Here is a 22,341-nt window from a genome sequence, read left to right on the forward strand (position 1 = left end):
CCCCTCTCCCACACGTAGACTCACGGTCAGACACCCAGTGGAGGCCGCATGCTGATCGCCGCTCAGATCTTCGCTACAGGTGCGGCGTTGCTGCACCTGTACATCTTCTGGCTGGAATCGTTCGCGTGGATGCGGCCCAGCACGCGGAAGGTCTTTGGCGTTGCCAGTGAGGATGAGGCGCGCGTGACGCGCTCCATGGCCTACAACCAGGGCTTCTACAACGCTTTCCTCGCGGTGATTGCGCTCGTGGGCGTGATCTTCCTGTCGACCGGTACCACCGCGGTGGGCGCGGCGCTCGTGTGTGCTGGAGCGGGCTCCATGGCGGCGGCCGCGCTGGTGCTCGTCACGACTGGGAGGGCCTACACGAGCGCCGCCATCAAACAGGGAACCCTCCCTGCGCTGGCGGTGATCACGCTCATCATTGCGCTCGTGTGACGCGCGGCGTTTTTATCCTGGCCGCGGCTCGGCTACTCTAGTGGAGCCGATGCGGCAGACAGCAGGTCTGTCACGTCGCCAGTGCGGGTGTAGCTCAATGGTAGAGCCTCAGTCTTCCAAACTGATTACGCGGGTTCGATTCCCGTCACCCGCTCCACTTCGAGGCCCTCGCCACCCGGCGGGGGCCTCGACGCTTTCCTAGCCCAGGAACAGGCCAATGATCGCGCCAGCGACCGCGAGCGCCACGGTGTCGTGCACGCCGTCGATCCAGGTTGCCGCCTGGCCGCGCATCGCGAAGCCGTCGTGGATGAGGTGCGCTCCCCATCGGAACGCGAACCCCAGCACGGCGCCAGTGAGCGCCGCCGCCCACCACGAGTCGACGCCAAGAGCCACAAGAAGAACTGCGAGCATGATCACGCCAGCGAGGTTGCCCACCACCATCTGGCCAAACGCCAGCGGCATGTTGGCATCCTTCATGTCGTCATCGGTGAATCCGACGGCGCGCTGCCAGTGGCGGAAGAACACCGGCGGCGAGTACCACACGGAGCCGATGATGAAGGTGGCGATAAAGGCAAGCACGACTCCCAACCAGGGGACGTCAGCGAAGCTCAGCCATTCCATGAGGTGCTCCTTTCACGGCCGACTCCACCGAGAACCGTCGGCTAGGGGCGGCCGGCGGTCGAAAGTCCGCCGAGTATGTTCGGCCAGGGCTAGAGGGGGTCTGCGGCGGCGCGGCGTTCTGCTTCCTTGGCGATGTCCGCCAGGTCCGCCTCCAGCGCCTTGCGGGAGGCCTTCATGCCCCCGGCCCCAAAGAGCGTCCACCCCCACCGCTGCATGAGCGACTGGTCGCGCGGGGCACCCGTGAAGGCGCAGGTGAGGACGGCACCGTCTGCCTCGGGCTCCACCCTGAACTCCGTCGTGTAATAGACCCCATGCGACAGGGACCCCACCGTGGTGGACTCTGGTGCATTCACACCCGTGACTTCCATGACCTCGGACGCCTCCGCGCCGAACATTTTGCGCGTCTCACGCCACCGCGTGCCGACCTCGTAGCCGTCGCCCTCGAGGCGCTCAACCTTGCGGATCGCAGAGATGACCTCGACGGCGGAGTCGAGGTCCGTGAGGACCGCGAACACCGTCTCGACGGGCGCGGCAACAACGCGCGACGCCTCGACTGACCTGACCTTCATGACGCTCCCTCCGTGACTGCCGGGGACAACATCCCTGCTATCACCGTAGCCCAGCGGGCGCGTGCGCGCGCGTTCAGCCCTACCCGGCCCGGGCGGCGTCCGCCCCGTCTCCGCACTCCTCGATGAGGAACCGTTGCAGGACGGACAGCGAGACCAAAAAGTCGTCTCCGGCCTCGCGCTTCACGGCGCCCGACTGCAACTTCACGAGCCCGTATTCGGCGAGCGAAAGGTTGCGGGTCACGGCCGTGATGCCCTGGCTAAACGACGCGACCCGGCCGTCCACCACATCGAAGCGGATCGTGGACGTCGTGGTGAGGTCCGGCGCCTTGAGTTCAGTGACATAGGAGTGGGGGCGGTCGACGGCCACGAGACGTTGCTGCACCGTGAAGGGCTCCCCGTCCTTGCCGCGGCCCGACGTGACGAACTCCGAACCGGGCTCACCCCAGGCGCCGGTCACCACATCGATGCGGTCAATCTGCGGGTGGTGCCGCACCTGGGCCTCGGGGCTGTCGATGAACGCCCACACGTCCTCGACCGCCGCATCCAGCGGCATGGTGAAGTCGCATTCGATGGTCAACGCGGGCATGTTTCCTCCATGTGCCAGGGACGATGCTCTGGCCACCCTAGCGGACGAGCCCATTGGTTGTTGCTCACCGGGGGCATCGGCGCTAGCCTGACGCTATTCGCACTCGGAGGGACCGCGACATGAGCAACGGCACGCGCACTGACGCGACGTTTGCCCGCGCCTCCCTGATGTGTTCAAGCCCCTCCTGCATGTGTTCGTGCATGTGCGGCGAGGGCTGCTGTCTGTAGAGCGCTGGCACCAGCCCGCGGCTACGTCCGCGGATACGCGCAAGCCGCCAGCGCTCGTCCCCAGGAATCACCCCGATTCACCTCGCGTTACCCCCATCAGTCGCGTCCATACCGGGCGCTCCACAACCGAAGGAAGAGAACCCATGGCCAAGATCTATGAGGACGCCACTGCCCTCATCGGTAACACCCCGCTCGTGAAGATCAATGCGCTCGCCGACGGCGCCGGCGCCACCGTGCTGGGCAAGCTCGAGTTCTACAACCCCGCCAACTCCGTGAAGGACCGCCTGGGTGTCGCGATCGTCGACGCCGCAGAAAAGGAAGGCTCCCTCAAGCCCGGCGGCACCATCGTCGAGGCCACCTCCGGCAACACCGGAATCGCCCTGGCCATGGTGGGTGCAGCCCGCGGCTACAACGTGGTGCTCGCCATGCCGGAGACCATGTCCAAGGAGCGTCGCGCACTGCTGCGCGCCTTCGGTGCCGAACTGGTCCTGACCCCCGGACCCGAGGGCATGAAGGGCGCAGTCGAGGCTGCCAACAAGATCGCCGAGGAGCGTCCCGGCTCCATCCTCGCCCGCCAGTTCGCGAACGAGGCCAACCCCGAGATCCACCGCCGCACCACTGCGGAGGAGATCTGGAACGACACCGACGGCGAGGTCGACATTGTCGTCGCCGGAATCGGTACCGGCGGCACCATCACCGGCGTGGGCGAGGTACTCAAGGCGAAGAAGCCTTCCGTGCAGATCGTTGCCGTGGAGCCCAAGGAATCCGCAATTCTCAACGGCGGCCAGGCTGGCCCCCACAAGATCCAGGGAATCGGCGCGAACTTTGTGCCCGAGGTCCTGAACACCGAGATCTACGACGAGGTCTTCGACGTGGACTCCGAGACCGCCATCGCGACCGCGCGCGCCGCTGCCCGCAAGGACGGCCTGCTGGTGGGCATCTCCTCCGGCGCTGCCCTGCACGCCGCGATCGAGATCGCCAAGCGCCCTGAAAACGCCGGCAAGACCATCGTGACGATCATCCCGTCCTTCGGTGAGCGCTACCTGTCGTCGGTGCTGTACGCCGACCTGATGGACTAAGGAGCACCCTTCACGCATGTCTGACCGCATTGGCCCTCTGGGACTGGCCCTCGAGGACATCCGCACCGCCAGGCGCCGCGACCCCGCGGCACGTTCAAACCTGGTGATTGCGCTGTCCTACCAGGGCGTCCACGCCGTGTGGCACCACCGGGTGGCGCACTGGCTGTGGAACCACGGTCTCAAAAGCTACGGGCGACTGTGGTCGCAGCATGCGCGGCGTCGCACCGGGATCGAGATCCACCCCGGTGCGACGCTGGGTCGCCGCGTCTTCATTGATCACGGCATGGGCGTCGTCATTGGGGAGACGGCCGTGGTCGGCAACGACGTCCTGCTCTTTCACGGCGTCACTCTGGGCGGCACGACAATGAGCCCTGGAAAACGCCACCCCACCCTGGGCGACCGCGTGGTCGTGGGCGCAGGCGCCAAGGTCCTGGGACCCGTGCACGTGGGCTGTGATGCGCGCATTGGCGCCAACGCCGTACTGGTGCGCGATGTCCCCGAGGGCGCCACCGCCGTAGGCATCCCCGCCAAGATTCGCAATCACCCGTCGGAGCGGGAAGCCTCAACTGCGGCATCGGCCGTGGACTCGGGTGACTCGCAGCATCATCCAGACCCGGATGCGCCGCCCATCGACGTGGAACAACGCGAGCCCGCGATGTACTACATCTAACGTGCCTGGCACCCGCCAGCCGCAATCGCTTTCCCCGGCGCGTGTAGTGCAGTAGTTCACTTTCACTCCCGCTTTCGAGAACATCGCGCTACAGTGTCAAACAGAGCACACGCTCGACACACGTGGCGCGCCCCTCAGCCGCGCCAACGACGAAGGGCCCCCGCCTCACGGCGGGGGCCCTTTGTCGTGCCAGGCGTACGGGCCTTAGCCCGGGCATCGGTCCTTAAGAAGCGAACGCGCGCAGCATCCAGGCGGTCTCCTCGTGGAACGCCAGGCGAGCGTTGTAGAGGTCCGCGGTTGCGCCGTCGCCAGCTTCATCGGCGGCCTCGGATAGCGGGCGAATCAGCTCCGCCGCCTTCTCGTGATCGCGCTGCAGGTTCGTCACCATCGTCATCGCGTCATCCGTGGGCTCATGGTCCTTGAGGCTCGTGAGCTCAAGCATCTCCGCCATGGAGCCGGGCGAGACATCCCCGAGCGCCCGAATTCGCTCGGCAAGTTCGTCGGCAGCAAGGAACAGCGCGTTGTACTGCTCTTCCAGCATCAAGTGGAGCGAGCGGAAGTGCGGGCCCGTGACGTTCCAGTGGTAGCCCTGCGTCTTGAGGTACAGCGTGAAGGTGTTCGCAAGGGTCTGCGCCAAGCCGGCGTTGATCTCCTTGAGGTGTGCTTCGTCGATCCCAATCGCGGGGGTCGTGGCGTCAGCCATGAAACTGCTCCTTCCAATCGTCGTACGGGATACATGGAGGTAACGGCTGGGTCACAGTGATCATTCCCGCCCCTGTCCGGCCCGCGGGAATGGCCTCAGCGCGGGTACGGTTCTAGAGATATGGACACTTCGCAGCCCATCCCGTCAGTGCCCGTCGACGGCCCCTCCTGCCCTGCCCCGTCGAGCGATCACGCGCCCGAGGACGCTGTCCTGGCGCAAGCGCTGAGCCAGGCGAAAACGGTCGCAGTCGTCGGCGCCTCCCCCAACGATCACCGCACGTCCTACGCGATCGCGGTGTGGCTCATGGAGAACACGCCCTACGAGGTATTCCTCGTCAACCCCATGGCTGTGGGCGAGGAGATTCGCGGCCACGCCTTCTACGCCTCACTCGCCGACCTGCCGGTGACACCGGACATTGTCGACGTGTTCCGCCGCAGCGAGCATGTGCCGCCGGTGGCCGATGAGGCCGTCGCCGTAGGCGCGCGCATGCTGTGGATGCAGTTGGGCGTGGTCAATGAGGAGGCCGCCTCCACCGCACGGTCGGGAGGCCTTACCGTGGTGCAGAACCACTGCATCAAGGTCGAGTACGCGCGCCTGCGTGATCAGATCGAAGCGCACCACGCGTAACTCGCCCGGCCGGCGCAATGGCCCGGTGCCACAATGGTGCGCATGACGACTCCTGACGGCTACCGCCGTGTCTCGCTCGACCAAAGTCGCTCTCGGGAAATGCTTCACATCGATGCCTTCGCGTTCGCGTTCACGGTGCCCGCCAAGGACGAGGGCTTTCTCGACACCGTGGTGCCGTGGGAGCGCGCCCGCGCTCTCGAGGTGGCCGATGCCTCCCGCGGCAAGGTCGGCACGCTCGCTGCCACGCACGCGAGTTTTGAGTTCTCGATGCGCGTGCCTGGTGGCGCTGAAGTCCCCACCTCTGGGCTGACGTGGGTAGGGGTGCACCCCGGTCACCGGCGGCGCGGGCTCTTGCGCGACATGATCGCCGATCACTTTGAGCGCTCGCTCGCACGCGGCGAACATATCTCCGTCCTCATCGCTGCCGAGACGGAGATTTACCAGCGATTTGGCTACGGGCTCGCCACCGTCGATGTCCAGATGGACTTAGGGCGCGGGGTGGGCCTGCGAGAGCTACCCGAGGCGGACAGCCTCACAGTAGAGATCGACACCGCCTCCGTGAGCGAGCACGGCCCCATCATTTCCCAGGTGCAGTCTCAGATGACGAGGCCTGGGATGCTCACGCGCTTTGCGTCACACACCCTCGAAGACCTCTTCACTGACCTCGAGGTGGATCGCGAGGGTGCCGAGCAACTACGCATTGTCGTGATCCGCGACGGCGACACCCCCGTAGCGTGGGCACTGTTTCAGCGCAAGCAGGATTGGGGCGCCACCGGAGCCTCGGGGCGCACGCGGGTGCGGGTATGGGGAGCGCTCACCGCAGCCGCCACGCAACGACTGTTCACTGTGCTGTGCGACTTTGACCTCATGACCTCCACGGGCGTAGGCGGCTTCGCGCCCGACGACCCGCTGATTTTGCGCCTCAAGGACGTGCGCGGCGCCAAGCTCGCGATCAAAGACAAGTTGTGGCTGCGCGTCCTCGACGTCCCCGCCGCGCTTGAGGCCCGCGCCTACAGCGCGGACTGCGACGTCACCGTCGCGATCACCGACGAACAACTGCCTAACAATGCCGGCACCTGGCGCATCCGCGTGAGCGAGGGACGCGCGAGCGTTGAACGGGCCGATGCCCCGGCTGACGTCACGCTCGGAGCGCAAGAGCTGGGTGCGGCGTACCTGGGCGGAACCACGGTGGCTCAACTTCACGCCGCCGCGCTCGTGACCGAGCACAAGGATGGGGCCGCCCGCGAGTTGTCGCGGGCGTTCGCCTCAGACGTCACGCCAGCCAGCAACCTCTGGTTCTAGGCCCAGGATGCGCCGGGAAAACACCACACGATTTCTTGACCGAACCAATACCTGAAAGACTGGGCACATGAAGAAGGCACAGGGTTACCAGTCCATCTCCGTCCCCGAGGACCGCCTCGACGAGTTTTTCCAGGTGGTGCAGTGGGCCTTCGTCGGCGAATGGCTCAAGGAAGACCGGCAGGACTACGTCGACGCCCTGCCCACCGAGCGTGCCCGCGCCCTCGAGGTGAACGACGAAGTTCGCGGGGAAGTCGGCGAGCTTGCGGCGGTCCACGCGTCCTTCGGCACCGAGATGATCACGAATGGCGGAGGCCGGGTCAAGACCGCAGGCCTGTCGTGGCTAGGAGTGCACCCTGCTCACCGTCGTCGTGGCCTCATGACTGCGATGATGCGCGACCACTTTGACCGGTGCATCGAGCGTGGAGAGGCAGTCAGCGCGCTGTACGCCATGGAGGCCGAGATCTACTCGCGCTTTGGCTACGGCATGGCGTCCCAGACGGTCAAGGCATCCATCCCCCGCGGATCCGGCATGTGGCCTGTCGACGGTGTCGACGACCTCACGATCCGCCTGGAGCGCGCAGACTTCGACAAGCACGACCAGCTCGTGGCCGACTTGCAGGCAAAACTCACTCGTCCGGCCACGATCATCAACCCGGTCGGTTCCGGTCGCAACGCGCGATTCACCGACCCCGTGGGCAACCGTCACGGCTACGAGAAGTGGCGCATCGCGATTGTCGAGGACCGCGGCGAGCCCGTCGCCTACGCGTTCTTCCGCCGCAAGGCAGACTCCGAGATCGGCATCCACGACGGTGTGTGCCAGGTGCGTGAGCACGGCGCGCTGACCGCTGCGGCGTCACAGAAGTTGTGGCAGACGCTGCTGGACTTCGACCTCGTGGGCACCACCCACACCGAGAACCTCGCCACGGACGACCCGCTGCTGCACCAGTTGAAGGACGCACGCGGCGCCCGCTCCAAGGTGATCGACAACCTGTGGGTGCGCATCCTCGACGTCAAGACGGCGCTCGAGTCGCGCGAGTATTACCACGACTGCGACGTCACGTTCTCGCTGACCGACAAGCACGTGTCGGCGAACCAGGGCGTGTGGCGCATCGTCGTGGACGGCGCGGACGCGCAGGTCAGCAAGATCAGTGATGACGCCACTGCGCAGGCCGACCTGTCGATGAACGCACGCCACTTGTCCACGATCTACCTGGGTGGAACCTCGGTCGAGTCGCTATCTGCGGCAGGCCAGATCACGGAGCACACGCCCGGCCAGGCGCGCGAACTCGCGGTCGCCATGCTGTCGCCGGTGGCGCCCCTGACGAACTGGGACTTCTAACCCCCACCCCTTCTCCGCCAAATGGCTCCATTTCGCTGTTACGCGTTGCTATAACAGCCAAATGGAGCCATTTGGCGTGGAGGGTCAAGCGTCAGCGAGCGTCTTCGTAGGCGCTCATCGCGTCAATGCGGCGCTGGTGGCGCGCGTCGCCGCTGAAGGGCTCATTCACGAACGCGTCCGCAATCGCTGTCGCCTCCTCGAGCGAGTGCATCCTGCCCCCCAGCGATCCCACCTGCGCGTCGTTGTGCTGGCGGGCCAGCCGCGCCGTCTCCTCTGACCAGATCAGGGCGGCGCGAATCCCGGTGACGCGGTTCGCGGCCAACTGCTCGCCGTTACCCGAGCCTCCGATGACGATGCCAAGCGAGCCTGCGTCGTCGCGCACGCCCTCGGCCGCAGCAATGCAAAACGCCGGGTAGTCATCCTGAGCGTCATACTCATGGGCGCCATGGTCGATGACGTCGTGGCCGGCGTCACCCAAGTGGGCCTTGAGGTGCTCCTTGAGTTCAAACCCGGCGTGGTCCGCGGCGATGTGGATGCGCATGCCTCACATCTTGCCAGGGCTGGGCGCGCCCGCGCGACCCGGCTACGGGACGTGACCCGGGCATCGGCCCAGTGCACGCAGCCACCTCGACTGCGCGCCCCGTCGCCGCGCCCTCCAAGCCATGAGCGAAACCGCAGCCGCGCATGTCAGAGGCACCCATAGGGTGTCTTTATGGCACTGCATTCAGGAATTGACCAGTCAGAGTTCTCCCCCACCGTTCGCCCAGGCGACGACTTCTTCCGCTACGTCAGCGGGCCGTGGGAGGACAACCATGTCATCCCCGACGACCGCGCCGCGGACGGCAGTTTCTACACCTTGCGCGATGAGGCAGAGAAGCACACCCGCGCGATCATCGAGGCCGCAGACACCGACTCGCTCATTGGTGCGCTGTACGCAAGCTTCATGGATGTGGAGAGGGTGGACGCCCTCGGAGCGACGCCGCTCGAAGCGGACCTCTCTGAGCTCGACGCGGCCGCTGACCACGAGTCGCTCGCGGGCGCCGTTGGCCGCCTTCAGCGCCAGGGCGTCAGTGGCCTGGTCGGCTACTACGTGTTCGCCGACAAGAACGCGCCCGACCGCAACGTCGTCTACCTGAGCCAGTCCGGCATCGGCCTCCCAGACGAGGCCTACTACCGCGAGGACTCCTACGCCGAGGTGCGTGACAAGTACACCGCGCACATTGACCGGATGGCCGCGCTGACGGGACAGTCATTCACCGGTGCGGAGATTCTCGCGCTCGAAAGCGCGCTCGCCTCCCACCACTGGGACGTCGTGAAGTCGCGCGAGGCGGAACTCACTCACAATCCCACCACGCTCGCGACGTTGGCCGACGACGCCGCTGGATTCGCGTGGCGCACGTGGGCAGACGCGATCAAGCTCCCCGAGGCCGCGCACGACCTGCTCATCGTTGGCGAGCCCAGCTACTTCGAGGCACTCGCCACGGTGTGGCGCGACACCGACGTCGAGCAGTGGAAGCGCTACTTCGCGTGGCGCATCGTGTCCTCCCGCGCCCCGTACCTCACCGAAGAAATCTCGAAGGCAAACTTCGACTTCTACGGCACCGTGCTGTCTGGTGCGACTCAGCAGCGTGAACGGTGGAAGCGCGGCGTGGGCTTCGTCGAGGCGGTCGCTGGCGAAGTCGTGGGCCAGGAGTACGTGAAGGAGCACTTCCCGCCGGACCACAAGGCGCACATGGACCGCCTGGTGGCGAACCTCATCGAGGCGTACCGCCAGTCCATTACCGGCCTGCCGTGGATGACCCCAGCCACGCAGCAGCGTGCCCTCGACAAGCTCGCGAACTTCACCCCCAAGATTGGCTACCCAGAGAAGTGGCGCGACTACACGGGTCTCGAGGCAAGTGTGACTGACCTTCTGGGCAATGTGCGCGCCTCCTCCGAGTTCGACGAGGACTGGGAATGGTCGAAGATCGGCAAGCCCGTCGACCACACGGAGTGGCTCATGACGCCGCAGACCGTGAACGCGTACTACCTGCCGACTGCGAACGAGATCGTGTTCCCCGCGGCCATCTTGCAGCCGCCGTTCTTCCACCCCGAGTCAGATGACGCCATCAACTACGGCGGAATCGGCTCGGTGATTGGGCACGAGATTGGGCACGGCTTCGACGACCAGGGCTCCAAGTACAACGGCTCCGGCGCGCTCGAGAACTGGTGGACTGAAGAGGACCGGTCCGCGTTCATGGAGCGAGCCAACCGCCTCATCGAGCAGTACAACGGCTACTCCCCCAAGCAGCTCGACGGCTCGCACCACGTCAACGGCGCTCTCACGGTTGGCGAGAACATCGGCGACCTGGCGGGCGTGGAGATTGCCCTCAAGGCCTACGAGATCGCGCTTGGTCACCCCATCGATGAGGCGCCGGAGATTGACGGCCTGACCGCGAAGCAGCGCTTCTTCATCGGGTATGCGCTGACGGAACGCATGGTGATCCGGTCGGAGGCGCTCATCACGCGCATCGCCATGGACCCGCACTCCCCCAGCGAGTTCCGTGTCAACGGCATTGTCCGCAACGTGGGCGCGTGGTACGACGCGTTCGGTGTCGAAGAGGGCGACGAGCTCTACTTGGCGCCCGATGAGCGCGTCTCCATCTGGTAGACCCACGTGAGTACGCACCCTGACGTCGACCCCTACGCGGGGCTCGAGCCACCGGATACACGCAGCATGCACGAGCGCATGCTGGCCGGTGACCTCTACCGCGCGGACGCGGAGATTGCCGCTGGCGTCGATCGCGGCGCGGAACTGTGCGAGCGCCATGCCGCGCTCGCCAGGACCGACCCCGACGGCGCGACCGCTGCCCTACGCGAACTCCTGGGCAGCATGGGCGATGACGTGTGGATTCGCCCGCCGCTGAAGGTCGACTACGGCTCCAACATCCACATTGGCGATCGCACGTGGGTGAACTACGGCCTTGTGGCGTTGGATCCCGTGGCGATCACGATTGGCGACGATGTCCTCATTGGCCCCAATGTGCAGCTGCTGACCCCGACGCATCCCATCGACCCCGTGTTGAGGCGGGCGAAGTGGGAGGCGGCGGAGCCCATCACGATTGGTGACAATGTGTGGCTCGGCGGCGGGGTCATCGTGTGCCCTGGCGTGACCATCGGCGAGAACGCCGTCATCGGCGCGGGCTCCGTCGTAGTCAAGGACGTCCCCGCTAACGCGGTCGCGGTGGGCAATCCTGCCCGGGTGGTGCGCATCGTGGGCGAGGGTGAGGGTCGACCAGACCCTGACGCGGGGTTACAGTAGGAATCAGGCCTCGCAGCGAGGCTGTCCCAGGATGTATTGGAGGCGCCTATGGCCGAGAAGACGAACATCGACCTGATCGACGTGACGGCTGACGAAGCCGCCGCCGAGAAGAGCGGCGGTTGCTGCGGTGGGAGCTGCGGCTGCGGCCAGTAGTCGACCCGTAACTTTCTAGACAGGGAGCGGGATCGGGCCTGAGGGCCCGGTCTCGCTCTTTGCGTCTCCAGCCCCGCCAGATGGCTCCATTTGGCTGTCTAGCGGTGCCAAAACAGCGAAATGGTTCCATTTGGCGAGATGGGGGCGGGTGTGGGACCGCTACGACTGAGTCGCCTGGTCGCGGGCCAGCCTGGTGTAGAGCCCCTCCGCCGCGAGCAACTCCGCATGCGTGCCGGATTCCACGATGCGCCCCGCATCAACCACGTGGATCACGTCCGCGTCCCGCACGGTCGACAAGCGGTGCGCCACGACCAACGTGGTGCGGCCCTGCGCCGCGCGGTCGAGCGCGGCCTGAACCACGCGCTCGGAGACCGTGTCGAGCGCGCTCGTCGCCTCGTCAAGCAGCAACACCGGCGGATCCTTCAAGAGCACACGCGCGATCGCGATGCGCTGCTTTTCTCCCCCGGACAGCCGGTAGCCGCGCTCACCCACCACGGTGTCGTAGCCGTCCTCGAACGACAGAATCTGGTCGTGGATGTTGGCCGCCCTGCACGCGGTCTCCAGCTCGGCGTCCGTCGCATCCGGCTTCGCGTATCTCAGATTCTGGGCAATGGTCGCGTGGAACAGGTAGGTCTCCTGGCTCACGACGCCCACCTCGTCGACGATCGACGCGTGCGTGAGGTCGCGCACGTCCGCGCCCGCGAAGTGCACCGCACCGTCCGTCGCCTCATGCAAGCGGGCCGCGAGGTAAACAATCGTGGTCTTCCCGGCCCCTGACGGCCCCACAAACGCGGCAGTCTGGCCCGGCTGAACCGTGAAAGACACGCCATCGAGCGTGGGCCGCGAGTCCTCGCTCGCACCGGGGTAGCGGAACGTCACGCCTGCGAAGGCGACGGATCCGAGAGGACCGGGAGCCTGCGAGACCGGCACCGCGTCCTCAGCATCGGTGATCTCTGGCGTCAGGTCCAGGTACTCGAAAATGCGCGCGAACAGTGCGCGCGAGGTCTGGATCTCCAATGCGACCCGCATCAGTGCCATGAGGGGGAACAGCAGGCGCCCCTGGATAGCGGTGAAGGCCACGATCGTTCCGGCTGTGATGGAGGGCTCGAACCCCTGGTCAAGCGCCCGAGCGATCAGGAAGCCGCTTGCCAAGTAAATGACGGCGGGGACAGAACTCATGATGACGTTGACAAGCCCAAAGAACCACTGGCCCGACATCGACAGCCTCACCTGGAGATCAACCTGGTTGGCGTTCTCCGCGCGGTAGCGCTCAGATTCCAGGAGCTGACGGTTGTGCACCTTGGACAGCAAGATGCCGCTGACCGAGAGCGTCTCCTGCGTGATCGCGGTCATCTCCGACAGTGACTCTTGCGTGCGCGAGGCCAGGCGCGCTCTCACCTGCCCCACCTTGCGTTGAACGAGCACCAGGACGGGCATCATCACCACGGCAATGAGGGTGAGTCTCCAGTCGAGCAGGATCATCGCGACGAGCGAAGCGATGACTGTGACGGTGTTGCCCACGATGGACGATACGAACGTCGTGAGCACACCCGCCACGCCCCCCACGTCGTTTCCCAGGCGAGACTGGATGTCACCGGTGCGAGTGCGGGTGAAGAACGCGAGATCCATGGACTGCAGGCGGTCAAACAAGCGCGTGCGCAAATCACCGGTAACCCGGTTGCCGACGGATGCGGTCACATACGTTTGCCACACGCCAAGGGCCGCGGTCGCGATGAAGATCACGATGACCAACGCGACCAGCTGAGCGAGCAGCGTCACGTTGGGGGCGGCGCCGTCGGCGGGGAACAGCGCATTGTCAAAGATCCGCTCGATGATCAGCGGCGGCACCACACCGGCCGATGCTGTGATGACCACCAGGACGGCCGTCAGCGCGAGCGATGAGCGGTATGGCGTGAAGAGCGCCAGAACGCGGCGCCAAAGGTGGGGAATCTGGGGCGCAGCGGCGTTGGCGGCGCGCTGGGCGGCCTCGTCACGGCCCGAGACACCGCGGTGTCCCCCGCCGCCAAGCGCGGCGCGGCGGGATCCGGGTGGGGCGGGAAGGCTCATGCCGCACAGCCTAGGCTGGTGAGATGACAACGGTGGCCAGCCCGCGCATCGGCCCTCTTACTCTGCCTTCACTGCAGCGGGCCGATGCCTACGACCTGTCCGAGGGTCCGCGCTGGGATGACATGGACTTCAGCGGGATGGCGCTCGAGGCAGTCGACCTGACGGACACGACTTTCGCGGGTTGCCTCCTCGACGGGGTCTCCTTGGGCGATGCGGCGGCGCGGGGCATCACCTTCAGCGACACCCGGCTCGAGGGCCTGTCTACGGCGTCGCTGCGCGCGCCGTCGAGCACGTGGCGCCGCAGCGAGTTGCGTCGGTCGCGGTTTGGCGCGGCGGAACTGCACGACGGGGAATGGGACCAATGCACCATCACCGGTTGCAAGGTGGGCTACCTGAACCTGCGCGCTGCGAGCGTGACGGATGTGCTTTTCGAGGACTGCGTCTTTGAGGACCTAGATCTCATGGATGCGATGCTGACGCGCGTCGAGTTCCGGCGGTGCCGGGTGGGGATGCTGACCGTCCGAGGTGCACGGTGTGCCGACGTCAATGTGGTGGGCCTTGAGCTCGGCGGCATTGACGATCCGCGCGGGTTGTCCGGCGCCATGGTGTCCGAGCAACAGGTGTTCGATCTCGCGCCCGTCTTCGCGGCTCATGCAGGCCTGTTGGTGCAGGACTGACGCCATGGCGGTCAACGACTGCCACAATTGCCCTATGTCTGCCGCGCCGCATATCGCCTACTTTGAACCGCGTATTCCGGAGAACACGGGTGCTGCGATTCGGTTATCTGCCGTCACGGGAGCCCACTTGCACCTCGTGGAGCCACTGGGGTTCGATCTGTCGGAGCCCAAGCTCAAGCGGGCCGGCCTGGACTATCACGACCTCGCTTCTGTCACCGTCCACCCTGACCTCGAGGCCCTGATGGCGGCGCAGCCGGACTCCCGCGTCTTCGCCTACACCGCTCATGCGGACACGATCTACTCCGACATCGAGTACCGGCCCAGTGACGTGCTGCTCTTTGGACCCGAACCCACGGGACTGCCCGAGGAGGTCATGGCGCATCCCCGGATCACCGCGCGCGTGCGCATCCCGATGATTCCTGGACGCCGGTCGCTGAACCTCACGAACGCGGCGTCGCTCGTGACGTACGAGGCGTGGCGACAGGCAGGGTTCGCTGCCTCGGAGTGAGGCAGGACCCGTCCCCAGCCCGCGGCGCGCATGGGACTTATCCACGAGTCGAGTGCGGGCGTGGGTGGACTGTTTCGCAGTTGCTTAACGTGTGAAGCATGTGGAAAACGTCGCCGTCATACCTGAGCCGCAAGGTGCCCATCCTTCACGGTGTGCGCAAGGTATCCAGGGCCGCGCGCCGGACGTACGCCACTATGGAGCCTGACCCTCGCCACCGCATGACACCCACGCAAGCGTTCTTCGTCAGCAATGTGCTGCGCAGGCGCCGGCTGACCATCAGCGAGTTGGCGGAACTGACGCATGTTTCGCTCGCCGCCGCCTCACAAATGGTGGACCGGCTGGTCGCGCGGGGATTTGCCCGGAGGAGACCGTCCGAGATGGATGGCCGCTGCGTGATCGTGGAGACAACGGCGCACGGTGCATGGGCGCTCAGCCTGTGCACGGCCGCCATGCGCCGGAGCGAAGCCACATGGAGGGATGCGGCCGGCGGAGCCAGCAGCGCGGCCCGGGTGAGCGCGGTGTTCGACTCAGCAGAAGAGTCTCAGCGGCGCACCATGCGGACCCGCCCCACGCCGTTTGAGCCCGCCTGGCTCGGCACCCGCCCACTCGACTGGCCCGCCACCATCGGCGTGCGCCGCGCGACGCCTACGGCGTCGGATTCCGGTCGTCGTAATCGCGAAAGCTCTGCCCCGAACGCGCACGGGTGATGCGGGTCAGGATCCCCACCGCACCAATGACCACGAACCCTCCGAACAACGGCGGGCACCACAGCGCGACGGCGGTGGCGAGGATTCCCGCATACATGTCTCCCAGCCGGGGGCCTCCCGTCACGACCACCACAAAGATGCCTTGAAGCCGGCCGCGCATCTCATCAGGCGCGGCGCGCAAGGTCATGCTTTGCCGGAATATCGCCGACACCTCGTCGGCGGCGCCCATGCCCGCCATCGCAAGCCCGAGCAAGATCAACGCCGGCCAGTAGATTCCCGACCAGCCCGCACCCGCGTCGTGGGGAACGCCCATCATGACGAGCACCGTGACACCGAAGAGCACCACGAACACACCAAAGACAGATATGGCGCGCGACACGGCAAGCCCGTGCCTGTGCACCCGCGCCACCGGGCCGGAGAACACACTCGCGAGCAGTGTGCCCACGGCGCCGGCCGCCGTCAAAGCGCCAACAGTGAGCGCGCCTCCACCCACAACCGTGGCACCCAGCGCGGGAAAGAGCACCAGCGGGCGGCCAAACGTCATCGCGATGATGTCCACGATGAAACTCATGCGGATGTTGGGCGCGCGCTTGAGGAAGGCCGCGCCTTCGCGGATCTGACTCCACCCCGCGGTGACCTTCTCCCCCAGGCGCGGCAGGGATGGCAGCATCCAGATCCCCAGGAACCCCGCGGTGAACAGCACAGCGTCGATCGCGAACGTCCACGGCAACCCAACGCTGGCCGCCAACACCCCCGCCAATGCGGGGCCGACCGTGACCATCATGCCTATGCTGATGCCGCTCATCGCGGTGGCGCGTGAAATGAGCTCTGGTGGCAGCAACCGTGGGATCACCGCCTGCCGTGTGGCGCCAGAGATGGTGGCCGCCACCGCATTGACCGTCGTCACGACGTAGAACGGCCAAGTCGCTGCGTGGCCGCCGCTGGCGTGCGCGAGCGCATCCCACGTCGCCAGGGCGACCAGACCCAACGTGCTGACCCAGGCAGTCAACGAGGAAATGATGAGGATGCGGCGGCGATCAAAGACGTCAGCGAGCATGCCGCCCCACAGGCCGGCAACGATCATCGGGATGAGGGAGATCCCGCCCACGAGCCCCACGGCAAACGTTGAGCCCGTGATCTCGTAGATCTGCAACCCGACCGCCACAATGGACATCTGCGAGCCAATACCTGCGATCGCGCCGCCCACCCATAGCCGCGCGAAGGCGGGACTGACCTTTAGCGGAGCCAGGTCAACAAGCCTGCGTTGGCGCTGGCGGGGCGCGTCCGTCTGAGTCACCGCACAAGTGTACGGACGCTGCCGCGCCCAGTTTCGCTGACAGCGGGACTCAATCGAGCATCCGCCCACAGCCAAGCGTGGAACAATCGCACCATGCCAGGTACGAACCTCACTCGCGCGGAAGCTGAAGCCCGCGCCGCCATCGTCTCCACCGAGACCTACGACGTCGAGCTGGACCTCACCACCTCCGAGGAGACCTTCCGCTCGACCACGACCGTTCGCTTCTCCGCCACCGCCGGCGAGTCGACGTTCATCGATCTCATTGCTCCGACGGTGCACAGCATCGTCCTCAACGGCACCCAGCTGGACCCGGCCACGCACTTCGCCGACAGCCGGATCACGCTGCCCGACCTCGCCGAGCACAACGAGCTCATCGTTGACGCCACCTGCGAGTACATGAACACGGGCGAGGGACTGCACCGCTTCGTGGACCCCGAGGACCACGAGGTGTACCTCTACAGCCAGTTCGAGGTGGCCGACACCCGCCGCATGTACGCCGTGTTCGAGCAGCCCGACCTCAAGGCCCAGTTCACCTTCGCGGTGACGGCGCCCGAGCACTGGCACGTGTTGAGCAACAACCCCGGCACCGCATCCCCGGTCGACGGCACCATCGCCATTGCAGGCAAGGACCGCGGCAAGGTGCGCTGGGAGTTCACCCAGACCACGACCCTCCCGTGCTACGTCACCGCGTTGGTCGCCGGCCCGTACCACGAGGTCGAGGGCACGGTTGAGTCGCGCAAGGGCACCCTGCGCGCCAACGTGTACTGCCGCGCGGCCTTGGCGCCGTACCTCGACGCAGACGTCATCTTGGACGACACGCAGAACGGCTTCACGTTCTACGAGGACAAGTTCCAGATGGACTACCCGTTCGAGAAGTACGACCAGATCTTTGTCCCGGAGTTCAACGCGGGCGCGATGGAAAACGCCGGCTGCGTGACCTTCCTCGAGGACTACGTGTTCCGTTCCAAGCCGCCGCAGGCGCGCGTCGAGCGCCGCACCGTCACGGTGCTGCACGAGCTCGCGCACATGTGGTTTGGCGACCTCGTCACCATGAAGTGGTGGAACGACCTGTGGCTCAATGAGTCGTTCGCGGAGTACGCGTCCACCGTCGCGACGGTGGAGACCACCAAGTGGAAGAACAACTGGGTCACGTTCAACTCGCTCGAGAAGACGTGGGCGGCCCGTCAGGACCAGCTGCCCAGCACGCACCCGATCATGGCCGACATCAAGGACCTCGAGGACGTCGAGGTCAACTTCGACGGCATCACCTACGCCAAGGGCGCCTCCGTGTTACGCCAGCTGGCCGCGTGGGTCGGTGAGGAGCAGTTCTTTGCGGGCGTCGCCGAGTACTTCCGCAAGCACCACCACTCCAACACCACGCTGCGCGACCTGCTCGTCGAACTCGAGGCCACCTCCGGGCGCGACCTGAAGGAGTGGTCGGAGGTGTGGCTGCAGAAGGCCGGCATCACGACCCTGCGCCCCGAGATCGAGACGGACAGCCACGACGACATCGCCGTGTTCGCGGTCCGTCAGGAGGTCCCCGCCGAGTGGCCCACGCAGCGTCCACACCGCCTCGGAATTGGCGGCTACGACGTCGTGATCGGGGACGACGGTCACCACTACTTGGAGCGCACGCTCTTTGTCGAGATCGATGTGCGCGGAGAGCGCACCGAGGTCCCTGAACTGGTCGGCAAGCACCGTCCGGCGCTCATTTTGCTGAACGACGGGGACCTGGCGTACGCCAAGGTGCGTCTGGATGATCAGTCCCTCGCGACTGCGGTCGAGCACGTGGCGGGCTTCACCGACCCACTCGCGCGTTCCATGGTGCTCACGGCAGCGTGGGACATGACGCGTGACGGCGAGATGCCTGCGCAGCAGTACGTGGACCTCGTGCTGCGTTCGATCGCGACGGAGACCGAGTCGACCACGGTGATGGTGCTCCTGCGCCAGCTCGCCACGACGCTCGGCCTCTACGTGCACCCCGACGCCGCGGAGGACGTTGCGCACGACGCCGCGGACACACTGTGGCGCCTTGCCCTGTCCGCGGAGGCCGGCTCCGACACCCAGTTGCAGTTGGTGAAGGCCTACGCCTCCCACGCCGCGACCGACGCTCAGCTGGACACGCTCCAGGGCCTGATCGACGAGAAGCTCACGCTCGAGGGGCTCGAGATCGACACCGATCTCACCTGGGACCTGTTGATCGGCTTGGTGGCAGGGGGCCGATGCTCGGAGGTTGCCATTGAGCTCCAGCTCACCAGGGACGCCACAGCCTCGGGCCACCGCCGTGCGGCCCAGGCGCGCGCAGCGATCGCGACCCCTGAGGGCAAGCGTGCGGCGTGGGATGCGCTCGTGAATGCGGAGAAGGACATGCCGAACGCGCTGCAGTTCGCCGCCACCAGTGGCTTTGGGCACGTCAACGACACCGACTTGCTGGTGCCGTTCGTGGACGAGTACTTCGCCTCGGTGCGCCGCATCTACACGGACAAGACCAACGAGATGGCCACGACGCTGATCGAGGGTCTGTACCCGGTCGAGCTCGCTGGCCGCTTGCCCGACCTGCAGGCAAAGGCAGACGCCTGGCTCGAGGCCAATGCGGATGCGCATGACGCGCTGAAGCGCCTGATCATCGAGGGCCGCGACGGCGTGCGCCGGGCCCTCGACAACCAGGCTGTCGACAAGGCCGCGCAGGCCTAGCCACCGCGAATGCTGTCGAGGGGTCGGGACCGCGAGGTCCTGGCCCCTCGATGCGTTGGGGGCGGGACGTGGTGCCCTTGGGCGCGCCACGACGCGTGAAAGACTGCTCCCATGCACACCCTGACTCGTGAGGAGGCCGCCGCGCGATCCGCGGCCGTGCCGACCGCCACCTACCGCATTCACCTCGACTTCTCCCCTGCCGGCGACACGTTCCGCTCGGTCACGGAAGTGTCCTTCACCGCCGCGGAGGGAACTAACACGTTCCTCGACTTGGTGGGCACGGCGACGCGAGTGGACGTCAACGGCGAGCGGCGCGACCCTGCCGAGGTACAGGACGGGGACCGCATCGCGCTGACCGGCCTGCGTGGCGACACCACCGTGGTGGTCGAGGCCGACTGCGCTTACCGCACCACCGGACAGGGCATCCACCGGTTCGTGGATCCCGAGACCGATGAGACGTTCCTGTACAGCCAGTTCGCGATCGATGATGCGCGCGGCGTGTTCGCCTGTTTTGACCAGCCGGACATCAAGGGCACCTTTGAGATCTCCGTCACCGCTCCCGATCACTGGCAGGTGGCGTCCAACTCCTTGCAGCCCGAGCCCGTGCGTGTCGGCGGCGAGTCCGTCGTCGCCGGGCAGACCCGCGGCCTGCTGAGGTGGGACTTCTCCCCCACGCCGCTGCTGCCGACCTATGTCGCGGCGATTGCCGCTGGCCCGTGGGCCTACGTGGAGACCACGCTGCGCTCCGCAGGTGGCGACGTCCCCGCACGCCTGTACGGCCGCCCTCAACTGGCCGATCACTTCGATGCGGAGGAGATCTTTGGCGCAGTGCAGGCGGGCATTGACCTGTACGAGCGCATCTTCGACACGGTGTACCCCTACGAGTGCTACGACCAGCTGTTCGCACCCCAATACAACCTAGGTGCGATGGAGAACGTGGGCCTGGTGACCATCAGCGAGGACAAGTTGCTGTTCCGCACACGGCCCCCGCAGTCCGTGCAGGAGTCGCGCCTGGTAACGGTCCTCCATGAGCTGGCGCACATGTGGTTCGGCAACCTCGTCACCATGCGCTGGTGGGACGACCTGTGGCTGAATGAGTCCTTTGCGGAGTTCGTCGGCACCCATGCGGGCGAGCGTGCGCAGGGGCTCGACGGCGCATGGACCGCGTTCGCAGCCGAGCGCAAGTCGGTGGCGTACGTCCAGGATCAGCTTCCGACCACGCACCCGGTGCTGTCGGACATCCCGGACATCGAGGCCGTTGCGGGCCAGTTCGACATGATCACGTACGCCAAGGGTGCCTCTGCCTTGCGTCAGCTGGCACTGTGGCTGGGCGAGGACGTCTTCTTCGCGGGGGTGGCTCGCTACTTGAAGGCACACGCCTTCGGCAACGCCACCTTGCAGGACCTGTTCGCTGAACTTGAGGCCGTGTCCGGACGGGACCTGACTGCATGGTCGCGCGCGTGGCTGGAAACGGCAGGCCTCACCGGGGTCGGCGCGAGCGCAGAGGTGGCCGAGTCGGCTGTCGTCTCCCTCACGGTGACCGAGGACCTGCCTACCGGCGGCGTCCACCACCCGCATCAGTTGCAGGTGGCTGGATTCGGGGTTCGGGGGCAAGCGCTCGAGCGGCTGTGGACGCTGAGCGTCGCGACCGATGGCGCGAGCACCGAGGTGCCTGAGGCCCAAGGGCTGGCGGCGCCTGACCTGCTCATCGCGAACGACGGCGACCTCACCTACGCCAAGCTCCGACTGGACGAGCGCTCGACCGCCGTGGCGGTGACCCACGCCCGCGCGCTCCCGGAGGACATCCAGGTGGTCGTGCTAGGCGCCCTGTGGCACATGTGCCGCGATGGCCTGCTGCCCGCCTCCCAGTACGTCGACGCCGTTCGTCGCGCGGCCACGTCGATCACGAATCCGCAGGTGCTGGGAAGCCACCTTGCGAATGTGACGACCGCGATCCAGCGGTACGCGCCGCCCGCCGACGCTCCGGAACTGTCCGTGACATGGGCCGATGCCCTGGCGGAGTTGGTCGACGCGGCTGAGGCCGGATCCGACGCCCAGATGCAGATGGTGCGCCGCTTTGCGGGTGCGACATGCACGGGCGACCACGGCCAGCGGGTCAAGCACTGGCTCGACGGTTCCGTGGAGCTACCGGGCCTGCCTATCGATAGTGAGCTCACGTGGGATCTGCTGGGCGGGCTCGCTCGCGTCAACGCGATTGACGACGAGGTGATTGATGAGTTCCTCGCTCGCGACCCAGGGTCAGCCGGTCAACGCCGCGCGGCAGGAGTGCGCGCCCAACTCGGGACTCCGGAGGCAAAGCAGCGCGCATGGAACCGCCTGGCTCGCCCCGACGGCGCGGTGCCCGCCAACGCGATTGCGTTCGAGATTGGTCTAGGACTCACCAGTTGCGCGGATCCCGAGGTGCTCGCGCCCATGCTCGGCGATGTCTTGGCGACGTTGCGCCCCACGTACGAATCGATGGACCCCATGATGGGCGTGCGCGTCGCCAAGTACGTGATGCCCGTGATCCTCGCGGGCCGGGTCGATGGGCTGGACGGCATGCTCGAGGCATGGCTGGCCGACCACGCCGATGCCCCTGGCGTGCTCCGCAAGGTCGTCACGGAAGCGCTCGATGACGTCCGCCGCGCGCTTGCGGCGCAGGCCGCGCTGTAGCGACAAGCGCGCCGCGCGTGAGGGTGACTACCCCTGACGCGCGGTGCGCACCGCCTTGAGCAAACGCTTGAGGCGGGGGGGGTCGAACAGGTCGTCGAGCAAAACA

20 protein-coding genes and 1 tRNA gene are annotated in these 22,341 nt (G+C 66.4%); 14 read left to right on the forward strand and 7 right to left on the reverse strand.

Annotated elements, in window-relative coordinates:
• Positions 1 to 48: 48 nt before the first annotated feature.
• Complete coding sequence (locus AOP75_RS01475) at positions 49 to 435, forward strand: DUF1304 domain-containing protein (RefSeq protein WP_062076607.1); 387 nt, start codon at positions 49 to 51, stop codon at positions 433 to 435.
• Positions 436 to 518: 83 nt separating this feature from the next.
• Positions 519 to 592 (forward strand) — tRNA-Gly (locus AOP75_RS01480).
• Between the two features lie 41 nt (positions 593 to 633).
• Here AOP75_RS01480 and AOP75_RS01485 read toward each other — a convergent pair.
• From AOP75_RS01485 to AOP75_RS01495, 3 genes are all read right to left on the reverse strand, one after another.
• A complete protein-coding gene (locus AOP75_RS01485; protein ID WP_062076608.1) occupies positions 634 to 1,056 on the reverse strand; it encodes a DUF1761 domain-containing protein in 423 nt (140 codons plus the stop codon).
• An 89-nt stretch (positions 1,057 to 1,145) separates the two neighbouring features.
• Complete coding sequence (locus AOP75_RS01490) at positions 1,146 to 1,625, reverse strand: SRPBCC family protein (RefSeq protein ID WP_062076609.1); 480 nt, start codon at positions 1,623 to 1,625, stop codon at positions 1,146 to 1,148.
• A gap of 79 nt (positions 1,626 to 1,704) precedes the next feature.
• Positions 1,705 to 2,211, reverse strand: coding sequence for an SRPBCC family protein (locus tag AOP75_RS01495; protein ID WP_062076610.1), 507 nt, complete (start codon positions 2,209 to 2,211; stop codon positions 1,705 to 1,707).
• A gap of 370 nt (positions 2,212 to 2,581) precedes the next feature.
• On the opposite strand from AOP75_RS01495, the gene cysK reads away from it, so the two are divergent.
• On the forward strand, positions 2,582 to 3,517 hold the full coding sequence (cysK, locus tag AOP75_RS01500) for a cysteine synthase A (RefSeq protein ID WP_062076611.1): 936 nt from the start codon (positions 2,582 to 2,584) through the stop codon (positions 3,515 to 3,517).
• Between the two features lie 16 nt (positions 3,518 to 3,533).
• Positions 3,534 to 4,187 (forward strand): serine O-acetyltransferase, encoded by a 654-nt coding sequence (gene cysE / locus AOP75_RS01505; RefSeq protein WP_083966611.1) that lies wholly within the window; start codon positions 3,534 to 3,536, stop codon positions 4,185 to 4,187.
• A 223-nt stretch (positions 4,188 to 4,410) separates the two neighbouring features.
• Here the strand turns inward: cysE and AOP75_RS01510 are convergent, their stop codons facing one another.
• A complete protein-coding gene (locus AOP75_RS01510) occupies positions 4,411 to 4,890 on the reverse strand; it encodes a Dps family protein (protein ID WP_062076612.1) in 480 nt (159 codons plus the stop codon).
• A gap of 120 nt (positions 4,891 to 5,010) precedes the next feature.
• On the opposite strand from AOP75_RS01510, the gene AOP75_RS01515 reads away from it, so the two are divergent.
• From AOP75_RS01515 to AOP75_RS01525, 3 genes are all read left to right on the forward strand, one after another.
• Positions 5,011 to 5,517 (forward strand): CoA-binding protein, encoded by a 507-nt coding sequence (locus AOP75_RS01515; RefSeq protein ID WP_083966612.1) that lies wholly within the window; start codon positions 5,011 to 5,013, stop codon positions 5,515 to 5,517.
• A gap of 42 nt (positions 5,518 to 5,559) precedes the next feature.
• Positions 5,560 to 6,819 (forward strand): GNAT family N-acetyltransferase, encoded by a 1,260-nt coding sequence (locus AOP75_RS01520; protein WP_062076613.1) that lies wholly within the window; start codon positions 5,560 to 5,562, stop codon positions 6,817 to 6,819.
• A 67-nt stretch (positions 6,820 to 6,886) separates the two neighbouring features.
• Positions 6,887 to 8,158, forward strand: a complete 1,272-nt coding sequence (locus tag AOP75_RS01525; protein ID WP_062076614.1) for a GNAT family N-acetyltransferase — start codon at positions 6,887 to 6,889, stop codon at positions 8,156 to 8,158.
• Positions 8,159 to 8,249: 91 nt separating this feature from the next.
• Here AOP75_RS01525 and AOP75_RS01530 read toward each other — a convergent pair whose 3' ends face one another.
• Complete coding sequence (locus AOP75_RS01530) at positions 8,250 to 8,699, reverse strand: ribose-5-phosphate isomerase (RefSeq protein ID WP_062076615.1); 450 nt, start codon at positions 8,697 to 8,699, stop codon at positions 8,250 to 8,252.
• Positions 8,700 to 8,870: 171 nt separating this feature from the next.
• Between AOP75_RS01530 and AOP75_RS01535 the strand changes: the two genes are divergently transcribed.
• Together AOP75_RS01535 and AOP75_RS01540 are read left to right on the forward strand one after the other, a co-directional pair.
• Complete coding sequence (locus AOP75_RS01535) at positions 8,871 to 10,808, forward strand: M13 family metallopeptidase (RefSeq protein ID WP_062076616.1); 1,938 nt, start codon at positions 8,871 to 8,873, stop codon at positions 10,806 to 10,808.
• A gap of 66 nt (positions 10,809 to 10,874) precedes the next feature.
• On the forward strand, positions 10,875 to 11,459 hold the full coding sequence (locus AOP75_RS01540; protein WP_201774146.1) for a sugar O-acetyltransferase: 585 nt from the start codon (positions 10,875 to 10,877) through the stop codon (positions 11,457 to 11,459).
• Between the two features lie 312 nt (positions 11,460 to 11,771).
• Here AOP75_RS01540 and AOP75_RS01545 read toward each other — a convergent pair whose 3' ends face one another.
• Positions 11,772 to 13,679 carry an ABC transporter ATP-binding protein gene (locus tag AOP75_RS01545; RefSeq protein WP_062076617.1) on the reverse strand — a complete coding sequence of 636 codons (1,908 nt, stop codon included), beginning with the start codon at positions 13,677 to 13,679 and terminating at the stop codon, positions 11,772 to 11,774.
• Between the two features lie 23 nt (positions 13,680 to 13,702).
• On the opposite strand from AOP75_RS01545, the gene AOP75_RS01550 reads away from it, so the two are divergent.
• The 3 genes from AOP75_RS01550 (at position 13,703) to AOP75_RS01560 (ending at position 15,571) form a co-directional block, all read left to right on the forward strand.
• A complete protein-coding gene (locus AOP75_RS01550; RefSeq protein WP_062076618.1) occupies positions 13,703 to 14,356 on the forward strand; it encodes a pentapeptide repeat-containing protein in 654 nt (217 codons plus the stop codon).
• 34 nt (positions 14,357 to 14,390) lie between these two features.
• Positions 14,391 to 14,864, forward strand: coding sequence for a tRNA (cytidine(34)-2'-O)-methyltransferase (locus AOP75_RS01555; RefSeq protein ID WP_062076619.1), 474 nt, complete (start codon positions 14,391 to 14,393; stop codon positions 14,862 to 14,864).
• A gap of 218 nt (positions 14,865 to 15,082) precedes the next feature.
• Positions 15,083 to 15,571, forward strand: a complete 489-nt coding sequence (locus AOP75_RS01560) for a MarR family transcriptional regulator (protein ID WP_161794519.1) — start codon at positions 15,083 to 15,085, stop codon at positions 15,569 to 15,571.
• Here AOP75_RS01560 and AOP75_RS01565 read toward each other — a convergent pair.
• A complete protein-coding gene (locus AOP75_RS01565) occupies positions 15,510 to 16,868 on the reverse strand; it encodes an MFS transporter (RefSeq protein WP_083966614.1) in 1,359 nt (452 codons plus the stop codon). The genes AOP75_RS01560 and AOP75_RS01565 overlap by 62 nt on opposite strands.
• Positions 16,869 to 16,961: 93 nt before the next feature.
• On the opposite strand from AOP75_RS01565, the gene pepN (AOP75_RS01570) reads away from it, so the two are divergent.
• Positions 16,962 to 19,562, forward strand: coding sequence for an aminopeptidase N (gene pepN, locus AOP75_RS01570; protein WP_062076621.1), 2,601 nt, complete (start codon positions 16,962 to 16,964; stop codon positions 19,560 to 19,562).
• Positions 19,563 to 19,673: 111 nt separating this feature from the next.
• A complete protein-coding gene (pepN, locus tag AOP75_RS01575; RefSeq protein ID WP_062076622.1) occupies positions 19,674 to 22,235 on the forward strand; it encodes an aminopeptidase N in 2,562 nt (853 codons plus the stop codon).
• The last annotated feature ends 106 nt before the right edge of the window (positions 22,236 to 22,341 follow it).

This window comes from Demequina globuliformis, from assembly GCF_000975155.1.
Taxonomy (GTDB): Bacteria; Actinomycetota; Actinomycetes; order Actinomycetales; family Demequinaceae; genus Demequina; species Demequina globuliformis.

What these genes read in the sequence shown, in the direction of transcription:
- AOP75_RS01475 (WP_062076607.1), top strand. Translation starts at nt 49, where the DNA reads ATGCTGATCGCCGCTCAGATCTTCGCTACAGGTGCGGCGTTGCTGCAC.
- AOP75_RS01485 (WP_062076608.1), bottom strand. Translation starts at nt 1,056, where the DNA reads ATGGAATGGCTGAGCTTCGCTGACGTCCCCTGGTTGGGAGTCGTGCTT.
- AOP75_RS01490 (WP_062076609.1), bottom strand. Translation starts at nt 1,625, where the DNA reads ATGAAGGTCAGGTCAGTCGAGGCGTCGCGCGTTGTTGCCGCGCCCGTC.
- AOP75_RS01495 (WP_062076610.1), bottom strand. Translation starts at nt 2,211, where the DNA reads ATGCCCGCGTTGACCATCGAATGCGACTTCACCATGCCGCTGGATGCG.
- cysK (WP_062076611.1), top strand. Translation starts at nt 2,582, where the DNA reads ATGGCCAAGATCTATGAGGACGCCACTGCCCTCATCGGTAACACCCCG.
- cysE (WP_083966611.1), top strand. Translation starts at nt 3,534, where the DNA reads ATGTCTGACCGCATTGGCCCTCTGGGACTGGCCCTCGAGGACATCCGC.
- AOP75_RS01510 (WP_062076612.1), bottom strand. Translation starts at nt 4,890, where the DNA reads ATGGCTGACGCCACGACCCCCGCGATTGGGATCGACGAAGCACACCTC.
- AOP75_RS01515 (WP_083966612.1), top strand. Translation starts at nt 5,011, where the DNA reads ATGGACACTTCGCAGCCCATCCCGTCAGTGCCCGTCGACGGCCCCTCC.
- AOP75_RS01520 (WP_062076613.1), top strand. Translation starts at nt 5,560, where the DNA reads ATGACGACTCCTGACGGCTACCGCCGTGTCTCGCTCGACCAAAGTCGC.
- AOP75_RS01525 (WP_062076614.1), top strand. Translation starts at nt 6,887, where the DNA reads ATGAAGAAGGCACAGGGTTACCAGTCCATCTCCGTCCCCGAGGACCGC.
- AOP75_RS01530 (WP_062076615.1), bottom strand. Translation starts at nt 8,699, where the DNA reads ATGCGCATCCACATCGCCGCGGACCACGCCGGGTTTGAACTCAAGGAG.
- AOP75_RS01535 (WP_062076616.1), top strand. Translation starts at nt 8,871, where the DNA reads ATGGCACTGCATTCAGGAATTGACCAGTCAGAGTTCTCCCCCACCGTT.
- AOP75_RS01540 (WP_201774146.1), top strand. Translation starts at nt 10,875, where the DNA reads ATGCACGAGCGCATGCTGGCCGGTGACCTCTACCGCGCGGACGCGGAG.
- AOP75_RS01545 (WP_062076617.1), bottom strand. Translation starts at nt 13,679, where the DNA reads ATGAGCCTTCCCGCCCCACCCGGATCCCGCCGCGCCGCGCTTGGCGGC.
- AOP75_RS01550 (WP_062076618.1), top strand. Translation starts at nt 13,703, where the DNA reads ATGACAACGGTGGCCAGCCCGCGCATCGGCCCTCTTACTCTGCCTTCA.
- AOP75_RS01555 (WP_062076619.1), top strand. Translation starts at nt 14,391, where the DNA reads ATGTCTGCCGCGCCGCATATCGCCTACTTTGAACCGCGTATTCCGGAG.
- AOP75_RS01560 (WP_161794519.1), top strand. Translation starts at nt 15,083, where the DNA reads ATGACACCCACGCAAGCGTTCTTCGTCAGCAATGTGCTGCGCAGGCGC.
- pepN (WP_062076621.1), top strand. Translation starts at nt 16,962, where the DNA reads ATGCCAGGTACGAACCTCACTCGCGCGGAAGCTGAAGCCCGCGCCGCC.
- pepN (WP_062076622.1), top strand. Translation starts at nt 19,674, where the DNA reads ATGCACACCCTGACTCGTGAGGAGGCCGCCGCGCGATCCGCGGCCGTG.